Raw genomic sequence first — 25,826 nt, forward strand, 5'->3', positions numbered from 1 at the left:
CAGCTGAAAAGGAAAAGCAGTCCCGTCTGCTTTTTAAATGGTCGCAAGAGACAGGTAATATTCTAATAAGGCAGTTACCTGTTCCCTTATTCTCGGGTTGAAATAACGGTGTTTTTCTTCATAGCCGTTAATGGTGCATATATAAAGCGTAAATGCTTCGTCTCTTTCCGCTTCGTATATTTTAATTTTACGCTTTCTTAACTCTTTTCGAACATCACTCAAATCCTTTTGTGCTAATTTTAAAGAGCAGCTGATAAGCTGTTTATAGGGTTGTTTTAATTTGAACGGGCACGAATCAAGCGCTTCGAGGTCCCGGTTCAGGATGGCAGCCGCCATGGGCAGAAACAGCCCTTTTTCGATGAGATCGCGGGTGCCGCTCCGGATGTCAGGCATAAATACTCCTTCTTTCTTAAAAAAGAGAACCTTTGTTCTTATTTTATACTCGCTTACACGATATTTCAAGTCGGAAAATCTCGTAAACATTTTCGTTTTTTGGAGATAATGTGTAGAATAAGGATAGACAAACTCGTTAAGGAGTATAAACGTTGGAGCAATTTTTATCATATTTGACTGAGGAACAGCTGACGGAATGGTTCCAAAGCTATAGAGCTTTCGGCCCGGCGGCTGCGGCTGCACTGCCTTTTATTGAAGCGTTTCTTCCGTTTTTGCCGCTCGTTGTATTTGTGGTGGCGAATACGAATGCATTTGGTTTGTGGGAAGGTTTTTTTCTGTCATGGCTCGGGTCTGCGGCAGGATCGATGCTGATGTTTTATGCCGTCCGCCGTTTCGGACAGAAAAGAGCTTTCGGTTTCATCCGCAGGCATCAGACCATAAGGCGGATGATGCTCTGGGTTGAGCGGCACGGTTTCGGTCCGCTGTTTATTTTACTTTGCTTCCCCTTTACGCCGTCCGCTGCGGTTCATATCGTTGCCGGTCTGTCACGGGTGGGGGCGCTGCAGTTTATTTCAGCAGCCGCTATGGGGAAAATGGTCATGATTTTTATGATCAGCTTTATCGGGTATGATCTTCACGCACTCATGACACAGCCTTTCAGGATGGCGGGCGCCATAATGGTGATCGCGGTGCTGTGGTATGCCGGAAAGCATATCGAACGGCGTTTACAGATGAGAATCAGTCAGCATGAGAAAGACGGAGGGAGACAGGAATCTTGAAAAAACGATTTTGGTTTATAGCCGGCGTGCTTATCGTTGTTTTGGCCATACAATTAAAGAATGCCATTTTTATTGATTATAAAGTCGAAGGAATCAGCATGAATCCGACCTTTAAACAAGGAAATGAGCTGATGGTCAACAAGTTTTCCCATCGTTACAAAACGATCCGCCGTTTCGATATTGTCCTGTTTAAAGGCCCGCACCGCAAAGTGCTGATCAAACGTGTCATCGGGCTCCCCGGCGAGTCAATCGCATACAGGGAGGATCAGCTGTATGTGAATGGAAAACGGGTGGCGGAACCGTTTTTAAAACCGTTAAAGTCATCATTGTCCGCCGGGAGCCATGTGACCGGTGATTATACGCTGAAGGAAACGACCGGGCGCAAAAGCATACCGAAGGGACAATACTTTGTTATTGGCGACAACCGCATATACAGCCTCGACAGCCGTCATTTCGGTCCGATTAAGGATAAAGACATTGTCGGAGTTATCAGTGAATCAGACGCCAAGTGAACGGCGTCTTTTTTTTCGGAAATGATTGTAAAAAAGCAGAGGGAAGACTATAATGAAAATTGTTACGCGCGAAACAAAAAGGAGGCGTTTTATTTTTTGGTGATTTTGTTACCCATGTAACAAAAAATATGAAAGAGGGCTGATGAGATGAAAACACAGGCTGCCATTATCGGGGGAGGTCCGGTCGGGCTTATGCTTGCATCAGAACTGGCGCTGGCCGGAGTGAAAACGACTGTTATTGAACGATTGAAGAAGACGGTGCCATATTCCAAAGCGCTTATCATGCATCCGCGCACACTTGAGCTTTTTGCCATGAGAGGCATATTGGAACGCTTTTTGGAAAAAGGGACGAAGGTGTCTTCCGGCCATTTTTCCATGCTGGATACACGGCTGGATTTTTCTCGGCTGGATACGAAGCAGAATTATTCGTTAATGCTGCCTCAGGCAGAAACGGAGCGGATTTTGGAGGAGTATGCATCAAGTCTCGGCGCAGACATCATCCGCGGGGCGGAAGCGGTGGCTGTCACCCAGACGGATGACGGAGTGGAGACGGTGTTCCGGGACGAAAGCGGGATCCGCACTCTTCACAGCTTATATGCCGCGGGTACAGACGGAGCGGGGAGCATTGTCAGGAAACAGGCGGGCATCGCTTTTTCGGGCACTGATGCCGACTTAACAGGAACCCTCTGTGATGCCGCTTTGAAACATCCGCCCGAATCTTCCTTTTTTTCAACGTGCCGCCTGGAGGGATCGGTTGTGATTGTCCCTCTTACGGACGGACTTTTCCGCGTCCTCATCGTTTCTCCGCACGCTCCGCAAAAGCGGAAGGAAGAGCCGGTCACCGAAAATGAGCTGAAAGAAGACCTGCGGCGGATATGCGGCACTGATTTCGGATTGAGTGATCCGGTATGGATGTCGCGGTTCGGCAATGCCGAGCGTCAGGCCGAACAATACCGATCAGGCCGGGTTTTTGTGGCCGGTGATGCGGCGCACATTCATTTTCCCGCAGGCGGCCAAGGGCTGAACACGGGGCTTCAGGATGCCTTCAACCTCGGCTGGAAGCTGGCGGCGCAAATGAAGGGGAAAGCGGCGCCTTATCTTCTGGACAGCTATCATCAGGAAAGGCACAGCATAGGAAAAGAAGTGTTGCACAATATAAAAACCCAGATAAAGCTCATGGATTTTACCGAGTCGGGGATGGCTTTAAGAGAAACGATGACCGCTTTGCTGGATTTTCAGGAGTCCAACCGTTTATTGGCGGGAAAAGTATCCGCGCTTGATCTGCATTATGAACCGGATGCGGAGCTGCCGCCGCATATCCTGAACGGAAAACGCCTGCCGGATATCGAATTGACCCTTCATGACGGGCGGCCGGCCCGGCTGTATGATTTTCTTCATAAGGGCGCCTTTGTGCTTTTATCATTAAGAGGGAGCATTCATGCCGGTATTGATACGGACAGCGTGGCAGCTGTCAGGGCGGAGCTTGCTGAAACACGTGCCGATTGGGATGACGTCCACACCGTTTTAATCCGGCCGGACGGCCACGCGGCATGGGCAGCCGGCGGCTCGGGACGTGAAGCGGAAGAAGCTGTTCTGGCCGGTTTGGAGAGATGGGGATTCATCTGATACCCTTTTATGCGCCTGTGTGATTGTTTCTTGTGTAACAAAACGTTATAGTAAAAGAAACAATCAATACGGAAGGGTGATTCAGCAGTTGGACAGAAGACAGCCAGACCATGCAAAACACATGATTCTTGAAGGGCTGACAGATATTTTTCACGAGCAGGAGAGGTGTCAGGAGGACATCAGGGCGTCGTTGGCCGGACGGATGGACGAACTCCGTGAAGAAAACGGAAAAAAATTACAGTTGACCTTGACGGAAATTCACATTTTGTCGTGTATCGGAGATCATGAACCGATCAATGTCACGTCAATAGCGGAAAAAATGAAGACGACAAAGCCGACCGTGTCGAGAAGCTGCGCGAAGTTTTTGGAAGCCGGCTTTCTGCGCAGGACCCGGCTGAGCGACAATAAAAAAGAAGTCTATTTCCGGCTGACTCCTGCCGGGAAAGAGCTGCATTCCCTTCATCATGAATATCATGAATTGATAAAAAAGCGGCTCTTGGCGTTTTTAGACCGCTATACAGATGAAGAACTGTTATTTGCTGAACGGCTGTTCCGTGATCTTTCAGCAAACTGGCGGTCTGTAAATGGCGGCGGAGAGCTGTTCAAATAAAAAACACGCATATGAATGCGTGTTTTTTTATTCGGATCATGTTCCTCTTTCTGCCCGGCCTCTCTCGCCGTGTGCCCGTTTCAGCTGAGAAAGGTGGTGCAGCAGCCGATAGAAGGGCGGAAGCATGGCGATGACGAGAACGATCCGGATGATCTGAACCGCGACGACGAAAGTCGAGTCTTCGTGCAGGGTGATCGAAGTCGCCGCCATCTCGGCGATCCCGCCGGGAGAAAAGGCGAGAACAGATGTAATCATGGAGATGCCCGTTAATTTAGAAACCGCAATCGCGCTCAGAATCATGGCGGCGATTAATCCGACGGAAGAAATAAATCCGACGGTCAGCACTCTCGCCACGCCGGTGAACATGCTTTTGTACATTTTTGATCCGATTGTGGCGCCGAGAAAAATTTGTGACAGCTGGTTCGCTTCCGGCGGCCACCAGGCCAGCATGTCTTTGCCCGCCAAGGCGGACACGCCGATTTCCGCAGCAGCAACGCCGATCATGCTGCCGAGCAGCCAAGGGGCGGGAAATTTCAGCCGTTTTGCGCCTTTGCTTGCAAGCCAGGCAGCCAAAATAAATCCGGCCGTTAACAAGATGGGAGTAAGGCCCGGATGTGAAGCTCCTGCCGAAACGGCTCCGGCTGATGTCTGAGCCGCACCGTTTTGTTTGGTAAATAAGAAAATGACGAGAAACGGTATTGTCATGACGACCAAAAGGACGCGCGTCAGCTGAATAAGGCTTACAATCGCGGTGTTTGCGCCGACTTCCTGGGCGATACCGGGCATGGCGGATAAACCGCCCGGCGCCGTGCCTACAAAGCTTGTCATCATGTCCGTCCGGCTGAACCGAAAGAGCACATATCCGGAAACAAGCGCCATCACGATAGAGAAAATCAGCATGAAGCCTACCGGAAGCCAATGCTCCCGTAAAACCGACAGAACGGACAGGTTCAGTTTCTGGCCGAGTTCGATGCCGAGGATCATTTGTCCCGCCGCAAGCCATCTGCGGTGAATCCCTCTTCTGTCAGGCGCCATGAACAGCCAGCGGGGCCTCGTCATGGAGAGGATGCAGCCGGCGGCCAGCGTTCCGAGCATCCAGGCGATCGACATCCCTGTAAGCGAAAGAAGAAACCCCCCTGCCGCACTGATGAGAATAAACCAGATATCCGTAAGGAGATGTTTGTCTTTCTTCAATGAAAACCCTTCTTCCTGAAACATTCATATTAAATTGTTAAGCTCGTTAACCTTACTATTACTATAGTATAGATTTTGAGATAAATAAATAATGAATTATTTCTCATAATCCATTCGTTTTTCTTATCGAAAACGCAAAAAAAGCTCCGGAGATGGGTGAGTGCACCCTACTCCGAAACCTCGCCTGCTTTTCCTTTCCACACAAAGGTCAATCCCAGACCGAGAAATAAAACCACACCTGCGAATAGAAACGGGAAGTGAATATTCATATCAAATAAAATACCGCCCAGAGCCGGGCCGAAAATAGTGCCCAAACTCGTGTATGTTGAGTTCATACCGGCAACAAACCCCTGCTGATTTCCTGCGATTTTCGATAAATAAGTAGTCAGTGCCGGGCGCAGTAAATCAAACGCAAGGAAAATGATGCAGGTGACAGCGAGCACGGGCAAAAATCCTGACATCACCGTAGAAACGAAAGCCAGCACAGCGCCGATGATCAGACAAAGCTGAATGACTTTTTTCTCCCCGAGGAAGTTGACAAGTCTTCCGAACGCGAGCACTTGAATGAGGACCGCCACAATGGAGCTGAACGTAATAATAATGGCGATATCCTTTGGCGTGAAGCCGAATTTATGGTTTGTAAATAAGCTGAATACCGTTTCGTACGCCGACAGTCCGAATGCCAAAACAAAAACGATGATAAAGGCGATCAAGTAGTTTGGATGAATCGACTTTTTCAAATCTTTTAAGAAAGTTGATTCTTTGACGCTTTCCATCTGCTTTGCGCGTTCTTCTTTAGTTAACGGCTCTTTCAGCATAAAGACAGAGGAAATCACTGCGATAAATGCAATTCCCGCCGCAAAGAAAAACGGCATACGAACGCCGTGATCGGCAATAAATCCTCCTATGCCGGGCCCGATGATAAACCCTGTGCTGATGGCGGCAGATACATAGCCCATCGCCTTCGATCTTTCCTGCACCGTCGTAATATCTGCGACATACGCTGTAACAGCGGGCATGATAAAAGCGGCACTGATGCCCCCCAGCACCCTTGCGAAATATAAAATGGAGACATGTGTGCCCAATCCGAAGGTCAGTTCGGATAATGCGAACAAAAACAGTCCGGCGAGAATCATGATTTTTCTGCCGAAGCGGTCAACCCATCTCCCCGCAATGGGGGATGCAATTAACTGCGCAACGGCGAAGGCAGCGACAAGGTATCCCATTGTGCTGCCCGTCAAGTGCATCACATTCATAAACAGCGGCATAACGGGAATGATCAATCCGATGCCTAAAAACGCAATAAATATATTGCTTAATAAGATGATGAGTACAGCCTTTTGTTCTCTGATCGGTTTTTGCATGTTGTTTCTCCTTTGTCAGCTGTCATTCTGTTTATCAGCGCTGATCGACCCGTGAATAAACACGGAGATGGCTTCTTTTTGCAATTCGATTCTTTGCTGAATGGTATCGTTTTTATATAACACATCTAAACCGTAGAAGACGGATAGCAGGATTTTTACTTTTGATTCGACATGATGAATGGACCAGCTGCCGTCTTGATTTCCCTCTTCTAAGATCTCTCTCATCACATCGTCATATTCAATATCAATTTTGTTGAGCCGCTTTACGACCTCCTCTGACGTAAACGCACTCGCATAAAACTCTTCACTTGCTCTCATAAGCGGGTAATTGATGCTCATCCGGCTGAGCAGCTCCGCAAAGCCCGCCAGTTTTTCGGCAGCATCTTTCAGATCAGCTTCCATTTCCCTCCACGTCTCGATCATCACGCGGTGATCCTCTTCCATGATATGAAGAAACAGAAACTCTTTTCCTTTAAAATGGTGATATAGATTGCCTTTACTGATTTCGGCCGCCTCTAAAATATCCCGAATCGATGTTTCTGAATATCCTTTTTTTGCAAATAAGTCACGCGAAGCGGATACGAGCCTGTTCTTCGTCTTTTCGCTCTTTCCGGCACCGCCTTTTGTATTTGTCACTTCACACAGATCCTTTCCGCCTCATTCATATCGTTGTCCCGGCAAAGCGGGGCTCGGTTCGTTTAAAACCGACCAGTTGGTTTATTTTATTATAAAGGGTTTTTGCTGATTATACAATGAAGAAGGTATCCATTGTTTAGAGGGAGTATAAAACGGCTTGAAAAGTAAACCCCATTCTCTCATGTTGAAAGAACGGGGTTTGTCAGCGGTCTGAAGACTCCCGGCGGGGGAGCGTGATCTGCCTGAACCGTTATTTGCCGGTATTCACCTCGGTGTAGCTTGTGTTCGGCGCGTTTGATACCGTTCCCCCTGTATGGTGGAAAGGAGAGTGGGCCATATCGTATAAAAACCAGACGGCATGACGCTGTTCGTCAAATGCCGTGCGGGCAAATAACCGCTTCGCTTCCGGATGCACCGCTCTATCGGATGCCTGCAAATAAAAATCATTCGTTTTCTGCTCATCATAAAACGCCGCCCTCAGTCCTTCTCTGTATGTGTGCGGACAATGCTCCGTCTGTTTCGGCGTCAACTGTTTTCCGGTAATTGACGTATACAGTGAAGAGAAAGCGTGCAGGTGGCGCACTTCTTCCTCTCTGATATGTTCGATTCGTCTTCTGATTTCTGCGGTCGGCGCTTTTTCGGCTAATATTGAGTAGCAAATCACAGCGCTGTATTCGCCGTTTATGGATTTTACCAGATCCTTGATAAGCACAGAATCGTCACTGCAGAAGGCAGTATAATGAAAAAAATTCTCGTGCATTGGACTCACCCCCGGATGTTTATAGGGTATTATACGACGGCAGCCCGTGACATGTGCGGATGTCATTTTTATTCTTGATCTAGAGGCGATGTAATATGGTCGTCGTATGTGTCGACAAAAAGCCGGCCGTTGCTTCCGCGCACAGCGTATACGACGTCTTCCGGTTTGAGGTTTCTCGTGTCCAATTCTTCTCTCAGCCATTTTTCCGATACGTGGTTTTCTTCCAGATTCTTCATCACCAGCCGGCCGTCCATAATCAGCTCAACGGCAAAGTTCTTTTCATGTCCGGCAAAGATGCCGAGATCCTTTCTTGTAACGGGCGCAAATTCCGGTTTGACCTCCACTGACATGCTGCCGTTTGTTTCAATGATGGCAGTCTGAACCTGAGAAATGTCAAATACGTCATTTACACGCAGCTGCTGGTTCAAGTAGTCGATGGTATAACGCATCGTTTTCATATTATGCTCAAGTATTTTACCGTTTTGAATGATAATGGTCGGTTTGCCTGCAAAGAAACCCCTCAGGACCCTGTTTTTCATAGAAAGATATGCGACAAGGTAAATGATTGCCACGAAAATAATGTAGGCAATGACATGATAATGAATCGGCAGCTTTGTATTAAACGACAGATTTGCCGTGATAGCGCCGAGCGAGATGGCCGCAATGAAATCAAAAAGCGTCATCTGTGAAATGGTTTGTTTACCGAGTATCCGGGCGCCGATAAACAGAATGCTGAACGACAGAGCCGTCCGTACAATTACTTCGGGATATTCTGACATCATCATTAGTCCTTTTTTCTTTATTTTGGTCAAAAACGATATTTTTTAAAACAGTCATCCCGTTTTTACCAGCAGATGAGATTGGTCATTTTCGTCAACTTTCGATAAAATGTAGAAAGATAAAAAGAGAGGGGTCTTCTAATTGGGTGTTGAGTTTTTAGTAGGCAGATCGGGGAGTGGGAAAACGAGGCTGATTATCGACAGCATTCAAGATGAACTGCGCCGGGAGCCGTTCGGGAAACCGATCATTTTTCTAGTCCCGGATCAAATGACGTTTTTAATGGAATATGAGCTTGCTAAAACGCCGGATATCGGCGGCATGATACGCGCTCAAGTGTTCAGTTTTTCGCGTTTGGCGTGGCGCGTGCTTCAGCATACCGGGGGCATGAACCGCCCGTTTGTGACGACGACGGGTGTGCAGATGCTTTTAAGGAAATTGATTGAAGAACATAAGCACGAGTTTAAAGTGTATCAAAAAGCGAGTGACAAAACCGGGTTCACTGAGCAGGTGGAACGGATGCTGACAGAGTTTAAGCGGTACTGTATTGAGCCTGAAGACGTCCGACGCATGGCGGAAAGCGGAACGGCGTCAGAATATCGCGGAGAGCGGATGCTGTCTGAAAAACTTCATGATTTAGGCATTTTATATCAGCAGATGGAAAGAAGCCTCGCCGGACACTATTTGCATTCAGAGGATTATTTGACGCTGCTCGCTCAGCAGATTCCTTTGGCGGACGTTGTAAAAGGCGCCCATGTTTACGTCGACGGATTCTATCAATTTACGCCGCAGGAATTAAGGGTGCTGGAGCAGCTGATCATGCATGCTGAACATGTCACATTCTCGCTGACGGCGGACAGCCCTTCGGCGGAACAGGCACCGGATGAGCTCGATCTGTTCAGAATGACGGGAAGCACATACTATAAGCTTTATCAGACGGCAAAGGAATTGAATGCCGATATTTCCTGCAAGGAACTGCATGGCACGAAGCGGCATCAGCATGCGCCGGAGCTTGCCTGTATAGAGTCGCAGTACGATGTGCGTCCCGCTGCGGCGTATACCGGCGGACAGGAAGCTTTTACCGTCATGCAGGCGCAAAACAGAAGAGCTGAGCTTGAAGGTATTGCCCGGGAAATTCAATCACTTGTCCGGGACGGAGGATACCGGTACAAAGATATGGCGATTCTCATCCGTCAGCCGGAAGATTATAAAGATTTGCTGAAGGAAGTGTTTGCCGATTACGGGCTTCCTTATTTTATTGACGGAAAAGCTTCTATGCAGCATCACCCGCTTATTGAATTCATCCGTTCAAGCCTGGATGTCGTGAAGGGGAACTGGAGATATGAAGCGGTGTTCCGCTGTGCGAAAACCGAACTGTTATTCCCGCTTGATCAGCCGGAGCAGAAAATAAGGGAGCAGGTTGATCAGCTTGAAAATTACTGTATCGCCTACGGCATTAAAGGGGAGCGCTGGACGAGCGGCGAGCGGTTTGTATACAGGCGCTTCGTATCGCTCGATGAGGATTTCGCGCAGACGGATCAGGAAATAGAGATGGAACACATGCTGAATGAGACGAAAGAGTGGATGGCCGCGCCCCTCGTCAAGCTCCAAAACCGGATGAAAAAAGCGAAAACGGTTCAAAGCATGGCGGAGGCTCTTTATCTCTTTTTGGAAGATACCGATGTTCCCCTGAAGCTGGACCGGAAAAGGCAGCGGGCCGAAGAGGCCGGAAACATGATCGAAGCGCAGCAGCACGGTCAGGCGTGGGATGCCGTTATCCAGCTTCTCGAGGAGTTTGCCGGCATGATGGGTGAAGATGAAATATCTTTGGCGCTGTTCCAGCAAATGCTTGAAACGGGAACGGAATCGCTTCATTTTTCTTTAATTCCGCCCGCGCTTGACCAAGTATTTGTAGGGAATATGGATCTCTCAAGAATGTACGGCACGTCCTGCACATTCGTCATCGGTGCCAATGACGGCGTTCTTCCGGCGCGCCCGGATGAAAACGGCGTGCTGTCTGATGATGACAGGGAGTGGCTGAAAGCAGTCGGAGTGGAGCTGTCTTCCGCGGGGCGTGAGCGGCTGCTTGATGAGCATTTTCTCATCTATATGGCGCTGTCAAGTCCGTCTGACCGTCTTTATGTGTCATACCCGATTGCCGATGCGGAAGGAAAAACGCTCCTGCCGTCAATCGTTGTAAACAGGCTTGGCGAGCTGTTTCCCGATCATCAGGAAAAGCTGTCAGCGGCTGATCCCGAGCAGGTAAGCGAAGAAGAGCAGCTTCAGTATCTCGTCAATAAACAGGTGGCTCAGACATATACGGCAAGTCAGCTCAGGCTGTGGACAAGAGAGTACGAGATCAGTGACGTATGGTGGAGCGCATACAATGTGCTGATGAAAGAGCCTGATCACCGGCGTGCGAAAAAGCTGTTTTCAAGCCTGTTTTTCCGCAATGAGGCGAAGCGTCTTGAACGGCCTGTTTCGCGCCAGCTTTACGGCGAGCATATTAAAGGAAGCGTCTCCCGGATGGAGGCGTTTAATGCCTGCCAGTTCTCTCATTTTGCATCTCACGGGCTTCAATTAAAAGAGCGGCAGTTTTTCAAGCTGGACGCGCCGGATATCGGCCAGCTGTTTCACTCCAGCCTGAAGCTGATTTCAGACCGGCTTCGTGAGCAGAAGCTGGAATGGCGCGATCTGACGAAAGATCAGTGCCGGAATTTCTCCTATGAAGCGGTGGAACGGCTTGCGCCAAAGCTGCAAAAAGAGATTCTGCTCAGCTCAAACAGACACTTTTATGTGAAGGAAAAACTGCAGAAGATCGTCACGCGTGTTTCTGGCATATTAAGCGAGCATGCGAAGGCGAGCGGTTTCGTCCCGGTCGGTCTTGAACTCGGTTTCGGCGGAAGCGGGCCGCTGCCTCCGCTCACTTTCACGCTGAAAAACGGCTGTACGATGGAACTCGTCGGACGGATCGACCGCGTGGATAAAGCGGAAAGCTCAAAAGGCCTGCTGCTGAGAATCGTTGATTATAAATCAAGCGACAGGGGGCTTGATCTGGCTGAGGTGTATTACGGGCTCGCTCTGCAAATGCTCACATATCTTGACTTATCGATTACACATTCCGAAGATTGGCTCGGTATGAAAGCGACCCCGGCAGGCGTTTTGTATTTCCATATTCATGATCCGATGATTCAGGCCAGTCTGCCGATGGGGCTTGATGAAATCGAGCAGGAAATTTTTAAGAAATTTAAAATGAAAGGCCTTCTCCTCGGTGACCGGGAGGCGATCAGCCTGATGGACACGACTTTGGAGGAAGGGCGTTCAAATATCGTCAATGCCGGTTTGAAAAAGGACGGGTCTTTAAGATCCGACTCAGCCGCGGTCAGTGAACAGGACTTTCATCTGCTGACAGACCATGTGCGGCGGACTTTTGAACAGGCGGGCGAAGCGATAACGGACGGGCTTGTGTCCATTACCCCGTATAAGCTGAAAGATAAGACGCCTTGTACGTACTGTGCGTTTCAATCGGTGTGCCAGTTTGATGAGTCGCTTAAGGAAAATGAATACCGCAGCCTGAAAGCGGAAAAAGACGGCACCATACTGGATTGGCTGAAGAAGGAGGCGGATGATGATGCAAATTCCTAAACCGAAAGACAGCATATGGACGGATGACCAATGGAGCGCCATCGTTTCTTCCGGCCGCGATATTCTGGTCGCTGCCGCAGCCGGATCAGGTAAAACGGCCGTGCTCGTGGAACGGATGATCAGAAAGATAACCGCGGAAGAAGATCCGGTTGATGTTGACAGGCTCCTTGTGGTGACTTTTACAAACGCCTCAGCAGCGGAGATGAAGCATCGGATCGCGGAAGCATTAGAAAAAGAGCTCGCCAAAAATCCGGGATCTCTGCATATCAGACGGCAGCTCTCTCTCTTAAATCGGGCGAGCATTTCGACGCTTCACTCTTTCTGTCTGCAAGTGCTTAAAAAATATTATTATATGATTGATCTTGACCCCGGTTTTCGGATGGCTGACCAGACGGAAGGCGAATTGCTCGGAGACGAAGTTCTTGATGAGCTGTTTGAAGATGAATACGCAAAAGGGAATCAGGCGTTTTTTGAGCTTGCGGACAGATATACGACAGACAGGCATGATCTTGATCTTCAAGACCTTGTCAAACGGGTGTACGAGTATTCCCGGTCGCATCCTGACCCGGAAGTATGGCTGCAAAGCTTTGTCCGCCTGTATGACGTGACGGAAGAAAGCAAAATGGAAGAGCTTCCGTTTTACCAGTATGTGAAAGAAGATGCTGAAATGGCGCTCTTCGGGGCAAAACAAAAGCTTGAGAAGGCGCTTGAACTGACAAAAGCGCCCGGCGGGCCGGCCCCGCGCGCTGATAATTTTCTGGATGACCTTCAGCAGATAGAAGAGCTGATCAGCTGCCGGCATGACTTCGATGCGCTGTATGAACGGGTTCCCGCAGTCTCATTTAAGCGGGCGAAGGCGGTAAAGGGTGATGAATTTGACAAAGCGCTTTTGGACGAAGCGACCGATTTGCGAAACGGCGCGAAGAAACTGATCGAAAAGGTAAAGACCGATTATTTTACAAGAAGTCCGCAAGATCACTTAAAGAGTTTAGCAGATATGAAGCCTGTCATCGAAACGCTCGTTCAGCTCGTGATATCGTACGGAAAACGATTTGAAGCGGCGAAACAAGAAAAATCAATTATTGATTTCTCAGATTTGGAACATTACTGCCTGGCGATTTTAACTGCGGTTGATGAAGAAGGCCGGCGGGTGCCGAGCGAAGCGGCCGTTTATTATCAAGACCAGTTCCATGAAGTTCTGGTTGATGAATATCAAGATACGAATCTTGTGCAAGAGTCTATCCTGCAGCTTGTTAAAAGCGGGAATGAAGAGGCGGGAAATCTGTTTATGGTAGGCGACGTCAAACAATCGATCTACCGTTTCAGACTTGCTGAGCCGCTGCTGTTTCTCGGGAAATATAAAAGGTTTACAGAAAGCGGGGCAGGCGCGGGGCAGAAAATTGACCTGAACCAAAATTTCCGCAGCCGCTCCGATATTTTGGATAGTACGAATTTCTTGTTTAAGCAGCTGATGGGCGGAAAAATCGGCGAAGTGGACTACGATGAACAGGCGGCATTGAAGCTCGGCGCATCGTATCCGCCGAATGACGCGGCAAAAACGGAACTGCTGCTCATTGACAGCGCTGATGGCGCAGACAGCTCCGAGGATGCCGAAGACTTTGAAACTGTGCACTGGGAAGCGAAAGCGATAGCCGGGGAGATCCGAAAGCTTGTCTCATCTCCGTTTAAGGTATATGACGGCAAAACAAAAACACACCGGAATATCCAGTACCGGGATATCGTAATTTTGCTGCGCTCCATGCCGTGGGCGCCGCAATTAATGGAAGAGCTGAAAAACCAGGGCATTCCGGTGTACGCCAATTTGACGTCGGGTTACTTTGAAGCCGTGGAGGTGGCTGCGGCGCTTTCAGTCTTAAAGGTGATTGATAATCCGTATCAGGATATTCCGCTTGCTTCCGTGCTGCGCTCGCCCATCGTCGGCTGTGACGAAAATGAACTTGCGCTGATACGTCTTGAAAAGAAAAAAGCGCCGTTTTATGAAGCGCTGAAAGCATATTTAGCGAACGCTGACAGGCATGATGAACTGTATCAAAAACTGAGAACCTTTTATGACAGTCTGCAAAAGTGGCGGTCATTTTCGACGAATCATTCGGTGTCTGAGCTGATTTGGGAAGTATACCGCGATACCGGATATTTTGACTATGCAGGCGGCATGCCCGGCGGAAAGCAGCGCCAGGCCAATCTGCGCGTCTTGTATGACCGGGCGCGCTCGTACGAAGCGACGGCGTTCCGCGGGTTATTCCGCTTTTTGCGGTTCATTGAACGGATGCAGGAGCGCGGCGATGATCTGGGGACGGCCCGGGCGCTCAGCGAGCAGGAGGATGTCGTTCGGCTGATGACGATCCACAGCAGCAAAGGACTTGAATTTCCCGTCGTTTTCACCGCCGGACTCGGCAGAAGTTTTAATATGATGGATCTCAACAAATCATACCTGCTTGATAAAGAGCTCGGTTTCGGCACGAAGTATATTCATCCGGAACTCAGAATCAGCTATCCGACTCTTCCGCTTGTGGCGATGAAGAAAAAGATGCGCAGAGAGCTCTTATCCGAAGAATTGCGCGTATTGTATGTGGCGCTGACCAGAGCGAAGGAAAAGCTGTTTCTCGTCGGTTCCTGCAAAAACCGGGAAAAACAGCTGGCCAAATGGCAGGCGCAAGCAGACCGGGCCGATTGGCTTCTTTCTGAATTCGACCGCTATCAGGCGTCATCTTATTTGGACTTTATCGGGCCGGCGCTCATCCGCCACCGTGACATGGAGGCGCACAGGACGCCGGGACTTTCCTCATCTGAGGATATCGCGCGCGACCCGTCGCGTTTTCACATCCGGATGCTGCAGCAAAGTGAATTGCTGGAAGAGAATCCAAAAGAGCGTGCTGAAGAAAAGAGCAAACGTCTAAAAGCAATACAGCAGGGCGAGCCGATTCCTGATTCGTTTTCATTTGATGATCAGGCGCGCCGTCTGCTTGAATGGGAATATCCGTACCGAGAGCTGACGGCTATCAGAACGAAGCAATCAGTTTCTGAGCTGAAGAGAAAGCAAGAATACGAGGATGAATACAGCGGCCGCTCTCTCATCAAACCGTCAGGAGACACGCTTTTATACAGGCGTCCCGGTTTTATGATGAAAAAAGGGCTGACAGCCGCCGAAAAAGGGACGGCGATGCATACGGTGATGCAGCACATACCGCTGACGCACGTTCCGACTGCCGAAGAAGCGGAGCGGACGGTCCGGATGCTTTACGAAAAAGAGCTGCTGACAGAAGAACAGCAGGAAGCTATTGATATAGAAGAAATTGTCCAGTTTTTCGGAACTGAAATCGGGAAAGACCTTCTCAGGGCGCTGCGGATTGACCGGGAAGTGCCGTTCAGTATGGCGCTTCCGGCCGGCGAGGTGTACAAGGATGCCGAAACGGCCGGTGAACCGCTGCTCGTGCAGGGGATTATTGACTGCCTCTACGAAACGGCGGACGGTCTCTATTTGCTGGACTATAAAACAGATCGGATAGAGGGGAAATTCCGGAACGGATTTGAAGGCGCGGCTCCGATTCTGCAAAAAAGGTATGAAACACAAATTGAATTGTATACAAAAGCGGTTGAACAAATTACAAAAACGAAAGTGAAAGGGCGTGCGCTCTATTTCTTCGATGGAGGTCACGTTCTTACACTGTAACAAGATCCGAAGCTCCTTTTTGGAGCGGATCTTTTTTTCTATCAAAAAGTGAGGTGAATGCGGTATGCGCATTTTACATACAGCTGACTGGCACCTCGGCAAAACGCTGGAAGGCAGAAGCCGGCTGAGCGAGCAGGCCGAAGTACTGGAAGAGCTGAATACCATTGTCAAGGAAGAAAACATTGATGCGGTCATTATGGCGGGGGATGTATTTGATACGGTCAACCCGCCTGCGCTCGCTGAACAATTGTATTACGAAAGTCTTTCCGCGCTTTCTGACGGTGGAAAGCGCCCGGTTGTCGTCATTGCCGGAAACCATGACAATCCCGACAGGCTGGCGGCGGCTTCTCCGTTAACAAATGAGCGCGGCATTCATTTAATCGGCTATCCGCGGACAGAACCCGTGCATATTGAAGTGCCGTCGGCGGACGAGCTGTTAGCCGTAGCTGCGCTGGCATATCCGTCAGAGGCGAGATTAAACGAAGTGCTTTCTGATACGTTTGAGGAAAAGCTTCTTCGCGATCATTACGATGTCAAAATCAGAGAGGCGTTTGCTCACATGTGCGGACTGTGCCGGGACGATGCCGTGAAAATCGCGGCGAGCCACATTTATGTCGCGGGGGGGAATCAGACCGATTCAGAGCGTCCGATTGAAGTCGGGGGCGCTTACACGGTCGCCGCTGACAGCCTGCCGGCTGATGCGGCTTACGTGGCTCTCGGCCATCTCCACCGTCCGCAAACGATCAAGCGCGCCAAGACGGCTGCCCGTTATTCAGGCTCTCCGCTCGCATACAGCTTTTCAGAAGCCGGTTATGCCAAATCGGTGACGGTGGTAGAAGCGAAGCCCGGCGGAGAAGCGAAGTGGGAAGAGATTTTCCTGTCTTCCGGTAAACCGCTCGTCAAATGGAAAGCGCAGGGGCTGAGCGAAGTTCACGGCTGGCTCGATGAAGGGCGTGACCGGAATGCCTGGATCGATCTTGATATCCATTTGACGGATCAGCTTTCTCTCGAGGAAATTCATCGGCTGAGAAAGGCGCATCCCGGCTTTATCCATATCAGGCCGGTTTTTGAAGAAAAAGAGACCGAAAATGACCGGATTGAAGTGAAACACACATCAATTGAGGATCGATTTAAGAAGTTTTATGAAAAACAAACGGGCGGCGGCGTGCCGGATGAGGAGATGGTCAAGCTGTTTTTAGAGCTTGCGTCAGCAGATGATGAGGAGGATGCGACATGAAGCCGATTCTGTTAACGATAAAAGGGCTCCACAGCTTCAGGGAGGAACAGACCATTGATTTTGCCGGACTGTCCGGAGCCGGGGTGTTCGGAATTTTCGGGCCGACCGGAAGCGGAAAATCGTCGATCCTTGATGCCATGACACTCGCTTTATACGGAAAAGTGGAGCGCGCCGCAAATAATACGCACGGCATCCTGAATCATGCCGAAGATCAGCTCGCCGTCTCATTTACATTCGCGCTTCAATCCGGCCACCGGGTTTCCTACAAGGTCGAGCGCGTTTTTAAGAGAACGGATGAAACGAAAGTAAAAACCGCCCTCTGCCGCCTGATTGAAATCAAAGACGAACAAACGGTGCTGGCCGATAAAGCGAATGAAGTGAACAAAAAGGTAGAGGAGCTTCTTGGCCTGACCATTGACGACTTTACAAGAGCCGTCGTGCTGCCGCAAGGAAAGTTTGCCGAGTTTCTGTCGCTTAAAGGCGCGGAAAGAAGACATATGCTCCAGCGCCTGTTTAATCTGGAACAGTACGGGGACAGGCTTGTCAAAAAATTGCGGCGGCGGGCGCAGGAAGCGGCAGCGAAAAAAAATGAAATGCTGGCCGAACAATCCGGGCTCGGAGACGCAGGAGAAGATGCGCTGAAGCAGGCTGAACAGCAGTTTCACGAAGCGAACGAACGGCTTGAAGAAGCTGAGAAGAAACGGGTCCGGGCAAAAGAGCGCTTTGAGAATCACCAGGAAATTTGGAACCTGCAGACAGAAAGAGATGAATATGAGCGCCGGGAGAAAAAGCTTGAGGAAAGACACCCGTACATCACGGATTTGACTGAGCGTCTTAAAGAGGCGGAAACAGCTCTCGCCCTTGAGCCGTACGCAGACCGTTACACAGAAGCCGTCCGCCGGAAGCAGCACGCTGAACGGGAACACGAACTGGCCAAACGGAAATCAGAGGCGGAAACCGTTTCATTTACCCGGCAAAATGAAGCCTATGAAGCATGGCGGGCCCATAAGGCCGAACAGGAGCCGAAGCTTGTCAAGGAAGAAGAGCTGTATCAAAGACTTTCAGCCATTGAACAAAAACTGCTTGAAGCGAAAAAAGAAGCGGAAAAAACAAATGCGGAACACAGCAAAAAAGAGGAAGAATACGAAGCCGCCTCGAAACAGCTGGCCGGAGTGAAAGACCGCCTGACCCGCGGCCAAAACAGGCAGAATGAGCTGAAAGAAGAGCTGAAAGCAGTTCAAGTGACCGCCGATGAACGGAAAAAATGCCAGACCGCAGCACAGCTGGCGGCGGGCTTTCAGCAGACACAGGAACAAATCACGAAAGAGCGGGCCAATCTGACAACGCAGCTGAAAAACGTGGAGAAGCTGAACGGAGAAAGCGAGTCGCTTACAGCGAAAGCGAAAACGGAAGAGGAAGATATTACGCACGCTTATCAAACGCTTCAAACCGTTTACCATATGGTCTGTGAAACGGAACGTTCACTGAAAGCCGCAGCCGAACGGGCTGACAAAACGCAAGCCGATCTCCGCAGGCGCTCAGAGGAAGCGAGAACGGCTGCATTAACAAAAGAATTATCGGAAAAACTAATCGAAGGAAAGCCTTGTCCTGTATGCGGCTCGACGCAGCATGACCGCCCGCGTTCCGCTCATGAAACATTCTCGCCTGATACGGCTGTACAGGAACAGTTGCAGCAGGTTGAAGCGCTGCTTTCTGAGGCGGCGGCTCTTTCTCAGGAGGTGCTGACAGCCAAGGTTGCATTAGAAGAGCAGTCGGGGCGTTTTACCGAAGAATGTCCGTTTCTGCAAAGCGTCCGGGTTCCGGAGCTGGAAGCCGCTTCCTCCATCAGCGGACGCCCGCTTGATGAAGCGTTCAGCGCCGTCCGCTTGGAATGGAAACAAATGAAACAGGATATGCTGTCGGTAAAAGAGAAGGTCACAAGACTGATCAGCGCGCATCAGCAGACGGTGAAACAAGCTGAGCAGCTTGCCGAACGAATCCGCTACGAGGAAAAAGAAGCCGGCCGTCTCAGACATTCATTAGAAGAGCTTGAATCGCTGTCAGAAAGCCGATTGAATCAGTACAACGAAGTCTGCGGTGATATTCCGCCAAACCAGATTGACGCCTGGCAGGCTTCGATAGATGAGAAGGACAGGCAGGCAGAAGAATGTGAGAAGCGCATTGAAACAAGCATCGCATTCCTCAAGGAACATGAAGAGGAGAAAGAACGCCTGCAGGAGATGAAGCATCGGCTTGAACGGGAACGGCTCGAGCTTCACTATGCGTCTGAGCGCCTGCAGCAGGTGATTGACGGATATGAACAAGAGCTCGGAACAGCAGCTGAAGAAACATCAATTTCCGCAAAGCTTGAAGCGGTGCGGCAGGAATTACAGCTGTTAAAATCGAAAGAACAGTCCCTATTCGATGCGCTGAAGCAGGCGCAGCAATCACTGAATGACGCAAAAGGCCGGGAATCCGGGAGTCTCATGTCACTCAGGGATGCTGAGACCTCCCTTGAGAAAGCGCAAAACGACTGGCGCGTGAGGTCAAAAAACACCGGGTTTACCGAGCCGGACCAAGTCAAAAAAAGTCTGCTTCCGCAAGGGCGTGCAGAGGAAATGAAAAAAGAAATTGATGAGTTCCTGGACACCTCAAAACAGCTATCGGCAAATATCAGCCGTGTTACTGATAAATTAGCCGAGCGCCGGATATCGGAGGAAGAATGGACAGCATCCGTTTCTCTGCTGAAGCAGGCAGAGGCTGAGTCAGGCGCCGCCATGGAGGAAAAAGGAGCACAGGCAAAAGCTTTCGCGGTTATGCAAAAACAGCATAAGCGCTTTAAAGAGATTGAGGCCGAACTGAAAAGCTGGCAGACACAGATTGACAGGCTTGATAAGCTCCAGTCTGTATGTAAAGGCAATACATTCGTCGAATATTTAGCGGAAGAACAGCTGGAAAGCGTGGCTCGAGACGCCTCTGCCCGTCTCGGAGCGCTGACAAGGCAGCGGTATGCCATATTAGTCGATTCAGAAGGCGGTTTCGTCATGCGTGATGACGCGAACGGAGGCGTCAAACGGCCCGTATCAAGCCTTTCCGGCGGGGAGACGTTTCTGACATCGCTGTCGCTTGCGCTTGCCTTGTCCGCCCAGATTCAGCTGCGGGGGCAATACCCGCTGCAATTCTTTTTCTTAGATGAAGGATTCGGGACTCTTGACCAAGGGCTCTTAGACACCGTTGTCACAGCGCTCGAAAAGCTGCAATCGGACAACTTATCCGTCGGAGTGATCAGCCATGTGCAGGAGCTGAGAGCGCGTCTGCCGAAAAAATTAATCGTTCATCCGTCCGAACCGGGCGGGAAAGGCACCCGGGTCACATTGGAGATCATGTAGAAAGGAGAAGGAATCATGGCCGATTCTGCCGAGGGCACATGTGAATTATGCGGCCGCCATCATGTGCGGCTGACGGAGCACCACTTAACGCCTAAGGAAGAAGGCGGGACATTCCTTCCGACCGCAATGCTCTGCATCCCTTGTCATAAACAGGTTCACGCTCTCTATACGAATCAGGAGCTTGCGGCAAGGCTCGCGGGAATAGAAGAGCTGCGGCGTGACCCGAAACTCGCGCGGTTTGTGAAATGGATCAGAAAACAGCCGCCGGAAAAGCTTGTAAAAACAAAAAAAGCAAATGAACGAAAATAACGCTGAACCAAAAGCAGCCCTCTTCTGAAAGAGCGGCTGCTTTTTAGGCGTTTCCTACCACATTTTGATCGCTGACATCGGGGTCTATATAGTTTGTCGCATTGACAACGTTGTTTAATAACAGGAAATCTCCGGTATTGCCTGCTCCCGAACCGAGCGCAGATTTAGAAGAGCTTTTTGGAGAAAGGTAAAAGGAATCACCAAAGTTTACGACTCCGCCCGATATGGAATTGATAGCTATAGGTCCGGTAATTGCTGGCATAAACGACACCCTTTATAGAAGTCTCACCGTCATTATATGTCAGGGCTGCTGTGATTGTGAGCTTGGTGTGACAATCTGCCTAATATGTTTCAGCCGCGAATCTCCCAGAACGATCGACGTCGATCCGATTTGAACCACGGACGCTGACGATACCCCTTGAACTTTCACATTCCTTACCCGAATTGAAGGGTTTTCATGGCAGAATGCGCTTTGGACTCCCGTTTCTGGTAACGGCATGACGGCCGGCTGCCGAAAGATCTGGTATTCTTTTTTGTTAAATGAGCCTTCATCATCTCTGTATAAGGCAATAGTACGCTGATCGGCCAATACTTTGATCCGCATATTGATTTCATTCGTATCGCCTGCTTGAAAGACACTCGCAATCCCGACTGAATTGATTTTGGCGTTCCGGAGGCGTGAAATGCGCTTTAACATTATTCCGGCGCCAGCGGCACATAAGGCCCGATAATAAGAGATTCCGGAGGCGTGTCAAAGATGGAAGACAGATAGACGGAATCGGTGTCGCCGATTAATAATAAGGAAGAACTGGACACACCGGTAGACCGGATGTCGCCGACTTCAATATTCCGGTTAATCACTGTAAAAATCATGACGGATCATCACCTTTCATTTCACCAGGTATGTGCTTAATAAAGTGCTCGACGGCTCTGACAATATCACGCTTCACATGTTCGGCAATCTGCTCGGCATATTGCGCGGGCGCCGTGTTTTCTTCTTTCGGGACATGGGACAGATAATACTGAATCCGGCTGTCCATCTGCTTTCTGATATCTTCAATAATATGATATTTGTTCGTTTCGTCCAGCCTGCTCTCATACTGAGTTTCGAGCTGCTCTAAAAGCGCGGGGATTTCTTCATTCAGGTACATATCGACGTTTTGGCGGATTTGCTGCATTTGCTGGCCCGCCTGTTCCTGCTGCATCATTCCGACCTGCGGAGATGTCTGGCCGACTTCGAAGTTTTGCACGGCATTCGGATCAGTCGGATTCAATCCGATATTCAGCGTTCCTTCCAGCCGTTCAATTTTCAGCTGATCAAATTTATACTCGAGCCGATCGATTCTTGTAGAAGGCTGCTGCTTCAGCGTTGAAATTTCATTTTGGAATTCTTTCAGCTGCCGTTCGAGCTCCTGAATCTGCTGCGCCTGCTGCTGGACGAAAGAATTTAAATTCTGCAGGTAGGATGAAACGGATTGATCATACATGACATTCACCTCGCGTCTCGTTTCCTTCATTAAAACTACCGGCTTGGCGGCTGGAGCGGTACAAATGATGAGGTGCCGGGACCTCCCCCTGTTGTTACAGTCTGCTGCCCCGCGGTGACAGGCGGCGCCGGCTCAACATAACTCCCTGTGTTGTACAGATTGGAAAGAGATTTAATTGAACCGGCGCTTCCGATTTGCAGTATGGAGGAATTGCTGACAGATTCTACACGCATGTAATTGATATGGATCGACTGATTGACGTAAAAATTCATACGGCGCCTCCTTTATGCGTTTCCTGCCATCGGCTGATCGATTACATCATTATCGTACACATTCGTTGAATTCCTGTAATTCGTCAGTGTGAGATTGTCTCCGGTATTGAAGCTGCCCGCTCCGGCAAATGTCTTAACCTCTGCTTTTGGAGAAATGGTGATGCAGTCGCCTATATGAACGACTCCGCTCGTACCGACGGCATTAATTTTAAACGCTCCGACAATTGCGGGCATACGAGCACATCCTTTTCGTGAAGATTTTCATGACTACACTCCAGGAGCTTATCTGGGCTGCCTGCCTAAAATAGCTTATGACAAATGCACATTTTTGTGAGCGGAAAAAACTTTAGACGTAAAAACACCGGCGCTTTACGCATGCCGGGTCTTATACATAAATGATACAGATTTATATACATATCACGTTTATGAGAAAGCCTCTTTTTTTCCTGCGGTGCGGCCGTGCTCAATCTGTGCGGCCGGGTTCAGCCCGCTGTCTTTCGTTTGTTGGATGAGCCCGCCCCGGCACCCGTTTAAAAGGCTGTCCAGCTCCTGGCTGCACCTGATGGTCTCCGTTGCATTGATTCCGAATTTTTGCGCTGTCTCGAATAAAGTTAATCTTTTTTCTTCAATTTTGTTCATCGTGTGATCTCCAATTCTCGATTATTTTGGAAAACATAGGATGACAATAGTATAACCCATTTTGGCCAAGAAGGTTTTATTTCGTCAATATGACTAAAAAAGTGACAATTTTTGATACTCTTTTACACTTATTTTCAGCCTGTTTAAAAGAGGAATTTCCCGCCCGGAGGAAGAATACATAAAGGAATGCCAGATTTAAAAATGATGGGGGATTAACATGAAATTTGCGACAGGGGAACTGAACAGCCGAACATTTGTCGGTCTGATCATTGATGATGACAAAATCTTAGATCTGCAAAAGGCTGAAAAAAAATTGTTTGAACTTGAGACGATTCCGGGTTCGCTGATCGAGTGCATTCAAAAAGGAGATAAGTTTGTCGCGCATGCCGGACAGCTTGCGGAATGGGCGAAAAAACCGAATGATGAGTCGGGTTCATTTATGTATGCGCTGTCTGACGTAAAGCTTTGCGCGCCTATTCCGAGACCTCCAAAGAACGTGATCTGCATCGGGAAAAATTATCGTGATCATGCTGTTGAAATGGGGAGTGAGGCGGATATACCGGAGCATCCCATGGTTTTTACGAAAGCCCCCGCTGCCGTTACAGGACACGGAGAAACAGTGGACAGCCACTTGGACGTAACGGAGCAGCTTGATTATGAAGGGGAGCTTGCGGTAATCATATCAAAAAGCGGATCGCACATCTCCAAAGAACATGCGCTTGATCATATATTCGGCTATACAATTGTAAATGATATAACAGCGCGCGATCTGCAGAAAAAACATAAACAGTTTTTTATCGGCAAAAGCCTCGATACGACATGCCCGATGGGCCCGGTCATTGTACATAAGTCGGCTGTCAGTGATCCGCAAAGCCTGAAAGTTGAAACGCGGGTGAACGGAGAACTGCGCCAATCAGGATCAACGGGTGACATGATTTTTCCGATAGCTCAATTAATCGAAACGCTGTCAAAAGGAATGACGCTTGAAGCCGGTGACATTATAGCGACGGGGACGCCGTCCGGTGTCGGAAAAGGGTTTAAGCCGCCGAAATTTTTAAAGCCGGGAGACCGCATTGACATTACAATTGAACCGATCGGCACGCTGTCGAACCAAATCGGATAATTGTGTGTCTTTCGCACGATTGATAATGCTCCGAGCGGCTTGTTGTGGTACCATAAGTGAGGCAGATTGATCTGATAGGGGGAATTGAACATAATGACACATTGGCATATTACTTCATGGGTCGTTGCGCTTATCCTGGTGTTTGTCAGCTACGGGCTGTACGGTTCCGGAAAAGCGAAGGGCGCAAAAATTACGCATATGATTCTGCGCTTATTCTACATTATTATTATTCTGACCGGAGCTGAGCTTTTTGTCCGTTTTGCGAATTGGAACGGAGAATACGCCGGAAAAATGCTGCTCGGCATCATTACCATCGGACTGATGGAAATGCTCGTCATCCGCAAGAAAAAAGGCAAATCAACCGGCGGACTGTGGATCGGTTTTATTATCGTGCTCGTCCTGACGGTGCTGCTCGGCCTTCATTTGCCGATCGGCTTTCACGTATTTTAATCAATTGCTTGAAAAACCCGGATGCATCCGGGTTTTTTTAGTTGCGCAAAATGTATAAGCAACTGTGCCGCTGAATGAGAAATGCCGTGACAGGGGGATGTTGATGAGGCGAAGGAGATTTGCAGGATGCCAAAAGCGTCAATCACTCTTGTTACCGCAAAAGCTACGGCTGTGAAGGGTAAAAGCAAACGCCGGGCGTCAATCAGCGTGAAAAACAAAGCTAAATACATCAGGCGGCACCTATTTAAAAGGTGCCGCCTGTTTGTTACGCGGTGCCGTCTTGTCTTGCCGCTGAATACATAATGGAGCGCCGCCCGTCAGATGCCGTCCATTCAAATCTGTCGTGTTTGCCCGAGCTGCCGCGGTGATGCTGCAGGGCGCATTGTGCTTCATCCGCCGAGAAGTGATAAAACGAAACGCCTTCACTGGAAAACAGCGCCTGATTGTAGGAAAATACGCAATCATATACAGACAGGCCGAACCCGTGAAGATGGCTGAGAAACAGCAGAAACGTTTCATCGTCCAGCGAATCGAGCAAGGTTAACAGCGGCCGTTTTACCGCCTTTTCATAACGGATTTCTTCCCCGCCGAGCAGGGGGATGGTGTCTGTGCCGATTTCGGCCGCACCGCCGCAAATCCGTGCCGGCTGCCATCTGCCGCCGCGTTTCATCAATACGTCTGCGTTTCCTAGACTGTCTGCCAGCAGGATATCGCCTTCATCGTTTTCGACGAGGCAGATGCCGTCCTCTATCATCAGGGTGCCGCGACCCCATTTGTTTTTTTCTGAGAAAAGCTGTTTTCGTTTCATAACCGTGCCGGTCTCCTTTGTTTGTTTCTTCTCTTCCGTTCTTTCCAAATCGGGCTTGTCTCATACAACTCTTAGTGGGACAAATCAACTATCTGCGTTTCTTTGCATAAACTGGGTAAAGTGCT

At 49.4% G+C, this 25,826-nt stretch carries 26 protein-coding genes; 11 read left to right on the forward strand and 15 right to left on the reverse strand.

Going from position 1 to position 25,826, the window contains the following annotated elements; translation table 11 throughout:
• Nucleotides 1-33 precede the first annotated feature (33 nt).
• Nucleotides 34-393 (reverse strand): hypothetical protein, encoded by a 360-nt coding sequence (locus tag ACKTRM_RS05425; RefSeq protein WP_012117241.1) that lies wholly within the window; start codon nt 391-393, stop codon nt 34-36.
• Between the two features lie 152 nt (nt 394-545).
• Here ACKTRM_RS05425 and ACKTRM_RS05430 point away from each other — a divergent pair, with 152 nt between their 5' ends.
• The 4 genes from ACKTRM_RS05430 to ACKTRM_RS05445 all read left to right on the forward strand — a co-directional run bounded on the left by ACKTRM_RS05430 (nt 546) and on the right by ACKTRM_RS05445 (nt 3,920).
• Nucleotides 546-1,172 carry a TVP38/TMEM64 family protein gene (locus ACKTRM_RS05430; RefSeq protein WP_012117242.1) on the forward strand — a complete coding sequence of 209 codons (627 nt, stop codon included), beginning with the start codon at nt 546-548 and terminating at the stop codon, nt 1,170-1,172.
• On the forward strand, nt 1,169-1,684 hold the full coding sequence (gene lepB / locus ACKTRM_RS05435; RefSeq protein WP_003155158.1) for a signal peptidase I: 516 nt from the start codon (nt 1,169-1,171) through the stop codon (nt 1,682-1,684). Before ACKTRM_RS05430 ends, lepB begins: the two co-directional genes overlap by 4 nt.
• 147 nt (nt 1,685-1,831) lie before the next feature.
• Nucleotides 1,832-3,310 carry a monooxygenase gene (locus tag ACKTRM_RS05440; RefSeq protein WP_012117243.1) on the forward strand — a complete coding sequence of 493 codons (1,479 nt, stop codon included), beginning with the start codon at nt 1,832-1,834 and terminating at the stop codon, nt 3,308-3,310.
• An 88-nt stretch (nt 3,311-3,398) separates the two neighbouring features.
• Nucleotides 3,399-3,920 carry a MarR family transcriptional regulator gene (locus ACKTRM_RS05445; protein WP_012117244.1) on the forward strand — a complete coding sequence of 174 codons (522 nt, stop codon included), beginning with the start codon at nt 3,399-3,401 and terminating at the stop codon, nt 3,918-3,920.
• A 36-nt stretch (nt 3,921-3,956) separates the two neighbouring features.
• Here ACKTRM_RS05445 and ACKTRM_RS05450 read toward each other — a convergent pair whose 3' ends face one another.
• The 5 genes from ACKTRM_RS05450 to ACKTRM_RS05470 form a co-directional block, all read right to left on the reverse strand.
• A complete protein-coding gene (locus ACKTRM_RS05450; RefSeq protein WP_012117245.1) occupies nt 3,957-5,114 on the reverse strand; it encodes an AbrB family transcriptional regulator in 1,158 nt (385 codons plus the stop codon).
• Nucleotides 5,115-5,281: 167 nt separating this feature from the next.
• The gene (locus tag ACKTRM_RS05455) at nt 5,282-6,478 is read right to left on the reverse strand and encodes an MFS transporter (protein ID WP_012117246.1); all 1,197 of its coding nucleotides are present in this window, start codon (nt 6,476-6,478) and stop codon (nt 5,282-5,284) included.
• 15 nt (nt 6,479-6,493) lie between these two features.
• Nucleotides 6,494-7,114, reverse strand: coding sequence for a TetR/AcrR family transcriptional regulator (locus tag ACKTRM_RS05460; protein WP_012117247.1), 621 nt, complete (start codon nt 7,112-7,114; stop codon nt 6,494-6,496).
• A 250-nt stretch (nt 7,115-7,364) separates the two neighbouring features.
• Nucleotides 7,365-7,874, reverse strand: coding sequence for a ferritin-like domain-containing protein (locus ACKTRM_RS05465; protein WP_012117248.1), 510 nt, complete (start codon nt 7,872-7,874; stop codon nt 7,365-7,367).
• Nucleotides 7,875-7,942: 68 nt separating this feature from the next.
• Nucleotides 7,943-8,656, reverse strand: a complete 714-nt coding sequence (locus tag ACKTRM_RS05470; RefSeq protein WP_012117249.1) for a DUF421 domain-containing protein — start codon at nt 8,654-8,656, stop codon at nt 7,943-7,945.
• 139 nt (nt 8,657-8,795) lie between these two features.
• Here ACKTRM_RS05470 and addB point away from each other — a divergent pair, with 139 nt between their 5' ends.
• From addB to ACKTRM_RS05495, 5 genes are all read left to right on the forward strand, one after another.
• Nucleotides 8,796-12,296: a helicase-exonuclease AddAB subunit AddB gene (addB, locus tag ACKTRM_RS05475; RefSeq protein WP_012117250.1), complete on the forward strand. Its 3,501-nt coding sequence runs from the start codon at nt 8,796-8,798 to the stop codon at nt 12,294-12,296.
• Nucleotides 12,283-15,987, forward strand: a complete 3,705-nt coding sequence (gene addA, locus ACKTRM_RS05480) for a helicase-exonuclease AddAB subunit AddA (protein WP_023356819.1) — start codon at nt 12,283-12,285, stop codon at nt 15,985-15,987. Before addB ends, addA begins: the two co-directional genes overlap by 14 nt.
• Nucleotides 15,988-16,051: 64 nt before the next feature.
• The gene (gene sbcD / locus ACKTRM_RS05485) at nt 16,052-17,224 is read left to right on the forward strand and encodes an exonuclease subunit SbcD (protein ID WP_007409169.1); all 1,173 of its coding nucleotides are present in this window, start codon (nt 16,052-16,054) and stop codon (nt 17,222-17,224) included.
• The gene (gene sbcC, locus ACKTRM_RS05490) at nt 17,221-20,613 is read left to right on the forward strand and encodes an exonuclease subunit SbcC (RefSeq protein WP_012117252.1); all 3,393 of its coding nucleotides are present in this window, start codon (nt 17,221-17,223) and stop codon (nt 20,611-20,613) included. The genes sbcD and sbcC overlap by 4 nt, the downstream gene beginning before the upstream one ends.
• Nucleotides 20,614-20,628: 15 nt before the next feature.
• Nucleotides 20,629-20,922: a hypothetical protein gene (locus ACKTRM_RS05495; protein ID WP_003155144.1), complete on the forward strand. Its 294-nt coding sequence runs from the start codon at nt 20,629-20,631 to the stop codon at nt 20,920-20,922.
• A 43-nt stretch (nt 20,923-20,965) separates the two neighbouring features.
• Here the strand turns inward: ACKTRM_RS05495 and ACKTRM_RS05500 are convergent, their stop codons facing one another.
• The 7 genes from ACKTRM_RS05500 to ACKTRM_RS05530 form a co-directional block, all read right to left on the reverse strand.
• A complete protein-coding gene (locus tag ACKTRM_RS05500; RefSeq protein ID WP_003155143.1) occupies nt 20,966-21,184 on the reverse strand; it encodes a spore germination protein in 219 nt (72 codons plus the stop codon).
• Between the two features lie 39 nt (nt 21,185-21,223).
• On the reverse strand, nt 21,224-21,619 hold the full coding sequence (locus ACKTRM_RS05505) for a spore germination protein GerPE (protein WP_007610514.1): 396 nt from the start codon (nt 21,617-21,619) through the stop codon (nt 21,224-21,226).
• On the reverse strand, nt 21,619-21,795 hold the full coding sequence (locus ACKTRM_RS05510) for a hypothetical protein (RefSeq protein WP_003155141.1): 177 nt from the start codon (nt 21,793-21,795) through the stop codon (nt 21,619-21,621). The genes ACKTRM_RS05505 and ACKTRM_RS05510 overlap by 1 nt, the downstream gene beginning before the upstream one ends.
• Nucleotides 21,792-22,409 (reverse strand): spore germination protein GerPC, encoded by a 618-nt coding sequence (locus tag ACKTRM_RS05515; RefSeq protein WP_003155139.1) that lies wholly within the window; start codon nt 22,407-22,409, stop codon nt 21,792-21,794. Before ACKTRM_RS05515 ends, ACKTRM_RS05510 begins: the two co-directional genes overlap by 4 nt.
• Before the next feature lie 35 nt (nt 22,410-22,444).
• Nucleotides 22,445-22,681, reverse strand: a complete 237-nt coding sequence (locus tag ACKTRM_RS05520; RefSeq protein ID WP_007409164.1) for a spore germination protein GerPB — start codon at nt 22,679-22,681, stop codon at nt 22,445-22,447.
• Nucleotides 22,682-22,693: 12 nt separating this feature from the next.
• Nucleotides 22,694-22,915, reverse strand: a complete 222-nt coding sequence (locus ACKTRM_RS05525; RefSeq protein WP_003155135.1) for a spore germination protein — start codon at nt 22,913-22,915, stop codon at nt 22,694-22,696.
• Nucleotides 22,916-23,104: 189 nt separating this feature from the next.
• Nucleotides 23,105-23,320, reverse strand: a complete 216-nt coding sequence (locus ACKTRM_RS05530; RefSeq protein WP_007409163.1) for an aspartyl-phosphate phosphatase Spo0E family protein — start codon at nt 23,318-23,320, stop codon at nt 23,105-23,107.
• Between the two features lie 217 nt (nt 23,321-23,537).
• Here ACKTRM_RS05530 and ACKTRM_RS05535 point away from each other — a divergent pair, with 217 nt between their 5' ends.
• The gene (locus ACKTRM_RS05535; RefSeq protein ID WP_012117253.1) at nt 23,538-24,443 is read left to right on the forward strand and encodes a fumarylacetoacetate hydrolase family protein; all 906 of its coding nucleotides are present in this window, start codon (nt 23,538-23,540) and stop codon (nt 24,441-24,443) included.
• A 93-nt stretch (nt 24,444-24,536) separates the two neighbouring features.
• The gene (locus ACKTRM_RS05540; RefSeq protein WP_007409161.1) at nt 24,537-24,893 is read left to right on the forward strand and encodes a YisL family protein; all 357 of its coding nucleotides are present in this window, start codon (nt 24,537-24,539) and stop codon (nt 24,891-24,893) included.
• Here the strand turns inward: ACKTRM_RS05540 and ACKTRM_RS05545 are convergent.
• A complete protein-coding gene (locus tag ACKTRM_RS05545) occupies nt 24,890-25,123 on the reverse strand; it encodes a hypothetical protein (RefSeq protein ID WP_012117254.1) in 234 nt (77 codons plus the stop codon). The genes ACKTRM_RS05540 and ACKTRM_RS05545 overlap by 4 nt on opposite strands.
• 35 nt (nt 25,124-25,158) lie before the next feature.
• Nucleotides 25,159-25,749, reverse strand: coding sequence for a DUF2777 family protein (locus tag ACKTRM_RS05550; RefSeq protein ID WP_012117255.1), 591 nt, complete (start codon nt 25,747-25,749; stop codon nt 25,159-25,161).
• Nucleotides 25,750-25,826 lie beyond the last annotated feature (77 nt).

Source organism: Bacillus sp. D7-8, assembly GCF_052055895.1.
In the GTDB taxonomy this organism is placed as follows: domain Bacteria; phylum Bacillota; class Bacilli; order Bacillales; family Bacillaceae; genus Bacillus; species Bacillus velezensis.

What these genes read in the sequence shown, in the direction of transcription:
- ACKTRM_RS05425 (WP_012117241.1), bottom strand. Translation starts at nt 393, where the DNA reads ATGCCTGACATCCGGAGCGGCACCCGCGATCTCATCGAAAAAGGGCTG.
- ACKTRM_RS05440 (WP_012117243.1), top strand. Translation starts at nt 1,832, where the DNA reads ATGAAAACACAGGCTGCCATTATCGGGGGAGGTCCGGTCGGGCTTATG.
- ACKTRM_RS05455 (WP_012117246.1), bottom strand. Translation starts at nt 6,478, where the DNA reads ATGCAAAAACCGATCAGAGAACAAAAGGCTGTACTCATCATCTTATTA.
- ACKTRM_RS05465 (WP_012117248.1), bottom strand. Translation starts at nt 7,874, where the DNA reads ATGCACGAGAATTTTTTTCATTATACTGCCTTCTGCAGTGACGATTCT.
- ACKTRM_RS05470 (WP_012117249.1), bottom strand. Translation starts at nt 8,656, where the DNA reads ATGATGTCAGAATATCCCGAAGTAATTGTACGGACGGCTCTGTCGTTC.
- addA (WP_023356819.1), top strand. Translation starts at nt 12,283, where the DNA reads ATGCAAATTCCTAAACCGAAAGACAGCATATGGACGGATGACCAATGG.
- sbcD (WP_007409169.1), top strand. Translation starts at nt 16,052, where the DNA reads ATGCGCATTTTACATACAGCTGACTGGCACCTCGGCAAAACGCTGGAA.
- sbcC (WP_012117252.1), top strand. Translation starts at nt 17,221, where the DNA reads ATGAAGCCGATTCTGTTAACGATAAAAGGGCTCCACAGCTTCAGGGAG.
- ACKTRM_RS05495 (WP_003155144.1), top strand. Translation starts at nt 20,629, where the DNA reads ATGGCCGATTCTGCCGAGGGCACATGTGAATTATGCGGCCGCCATCAT.
- ACKTRM_RS05500 (WP_003155143.1), bottom strand. Translation starts at nt 21,184, where the DNA reads ATGCCAGCAATTACCGGACCTATAGCTATCAATTCCATATCGGGCGGA.
- ACKTRM_RS05505 (WP_007610514.1), bottom strand. Translation starts at nt 21,619, where the DNA reads ATGTTAAAGCGCATTTCACGCCTCCGGAACGCCAAAATCAATTCAGTC.
- ACKTRM_RS05510 (WP_003155141.1), bottom strand. Translation starts at nt 21,795, where the DNA reads ATGATTTTTACAGTGATTAACCGGAATATTGAAGTCGGCGACATCCGG.
- ACKTRM_RS05515 (WP_003155139.1), bottom strand. Translation starts at nt 22,409, where the DNA reads ATGTATGATCAATCCGTTTCATCCTACCTGCAGAATTTAAATTCTTTC.
- ACKTRM_RS05520 (WP_007409164.1), bottom strand. Translation starts at nt 22,681, where the DNA reads ATGAATTTTTACGTCAATCAGTCGATCCATATCAATTACATGCGTGTA.
- ACKTRM_RS05525 (WP_003155135.1), bottom strand. Translation starts at nt 22,915, where the DNA reads ATGCCCGCAATTGTCGGAGCGTTTAAAATTAATGCCGTCGGTACGAGC.
- ACKTRM_RS05530 (WP_007409163.1), bottom strand. Translation starts at nt 23,320, where the DNA reads ATGAACAAAATTGAAGAAAAAAGATTAACTTTATTCGAGACAGCGCAA.
- ACKTRM_RS05535 (WP_012117253.1), top strand. Translation starts at nt 23,538, where the DNA reads ATGAAATTTGCGACAGGGGAACTGAACAGCCGAACATTTGTCGGTCTG.
- ACKTRM_RS05540 (WP_007409161.1), top strand. Translation starts at nt 24,537, where the DNA reads ATGACACATTGGCATATTACTTCATGGGTCGTTGCGCTTATCCTGGTG.
- ACKTRM_RS05545 (WP_012117254.1), bottom strand. Translation starts at nt 25,123, where the DNA reads ATGTATTTAGCTTTGTTTTTCACGCTGATTGACGCCCGGCGTTTGCTT.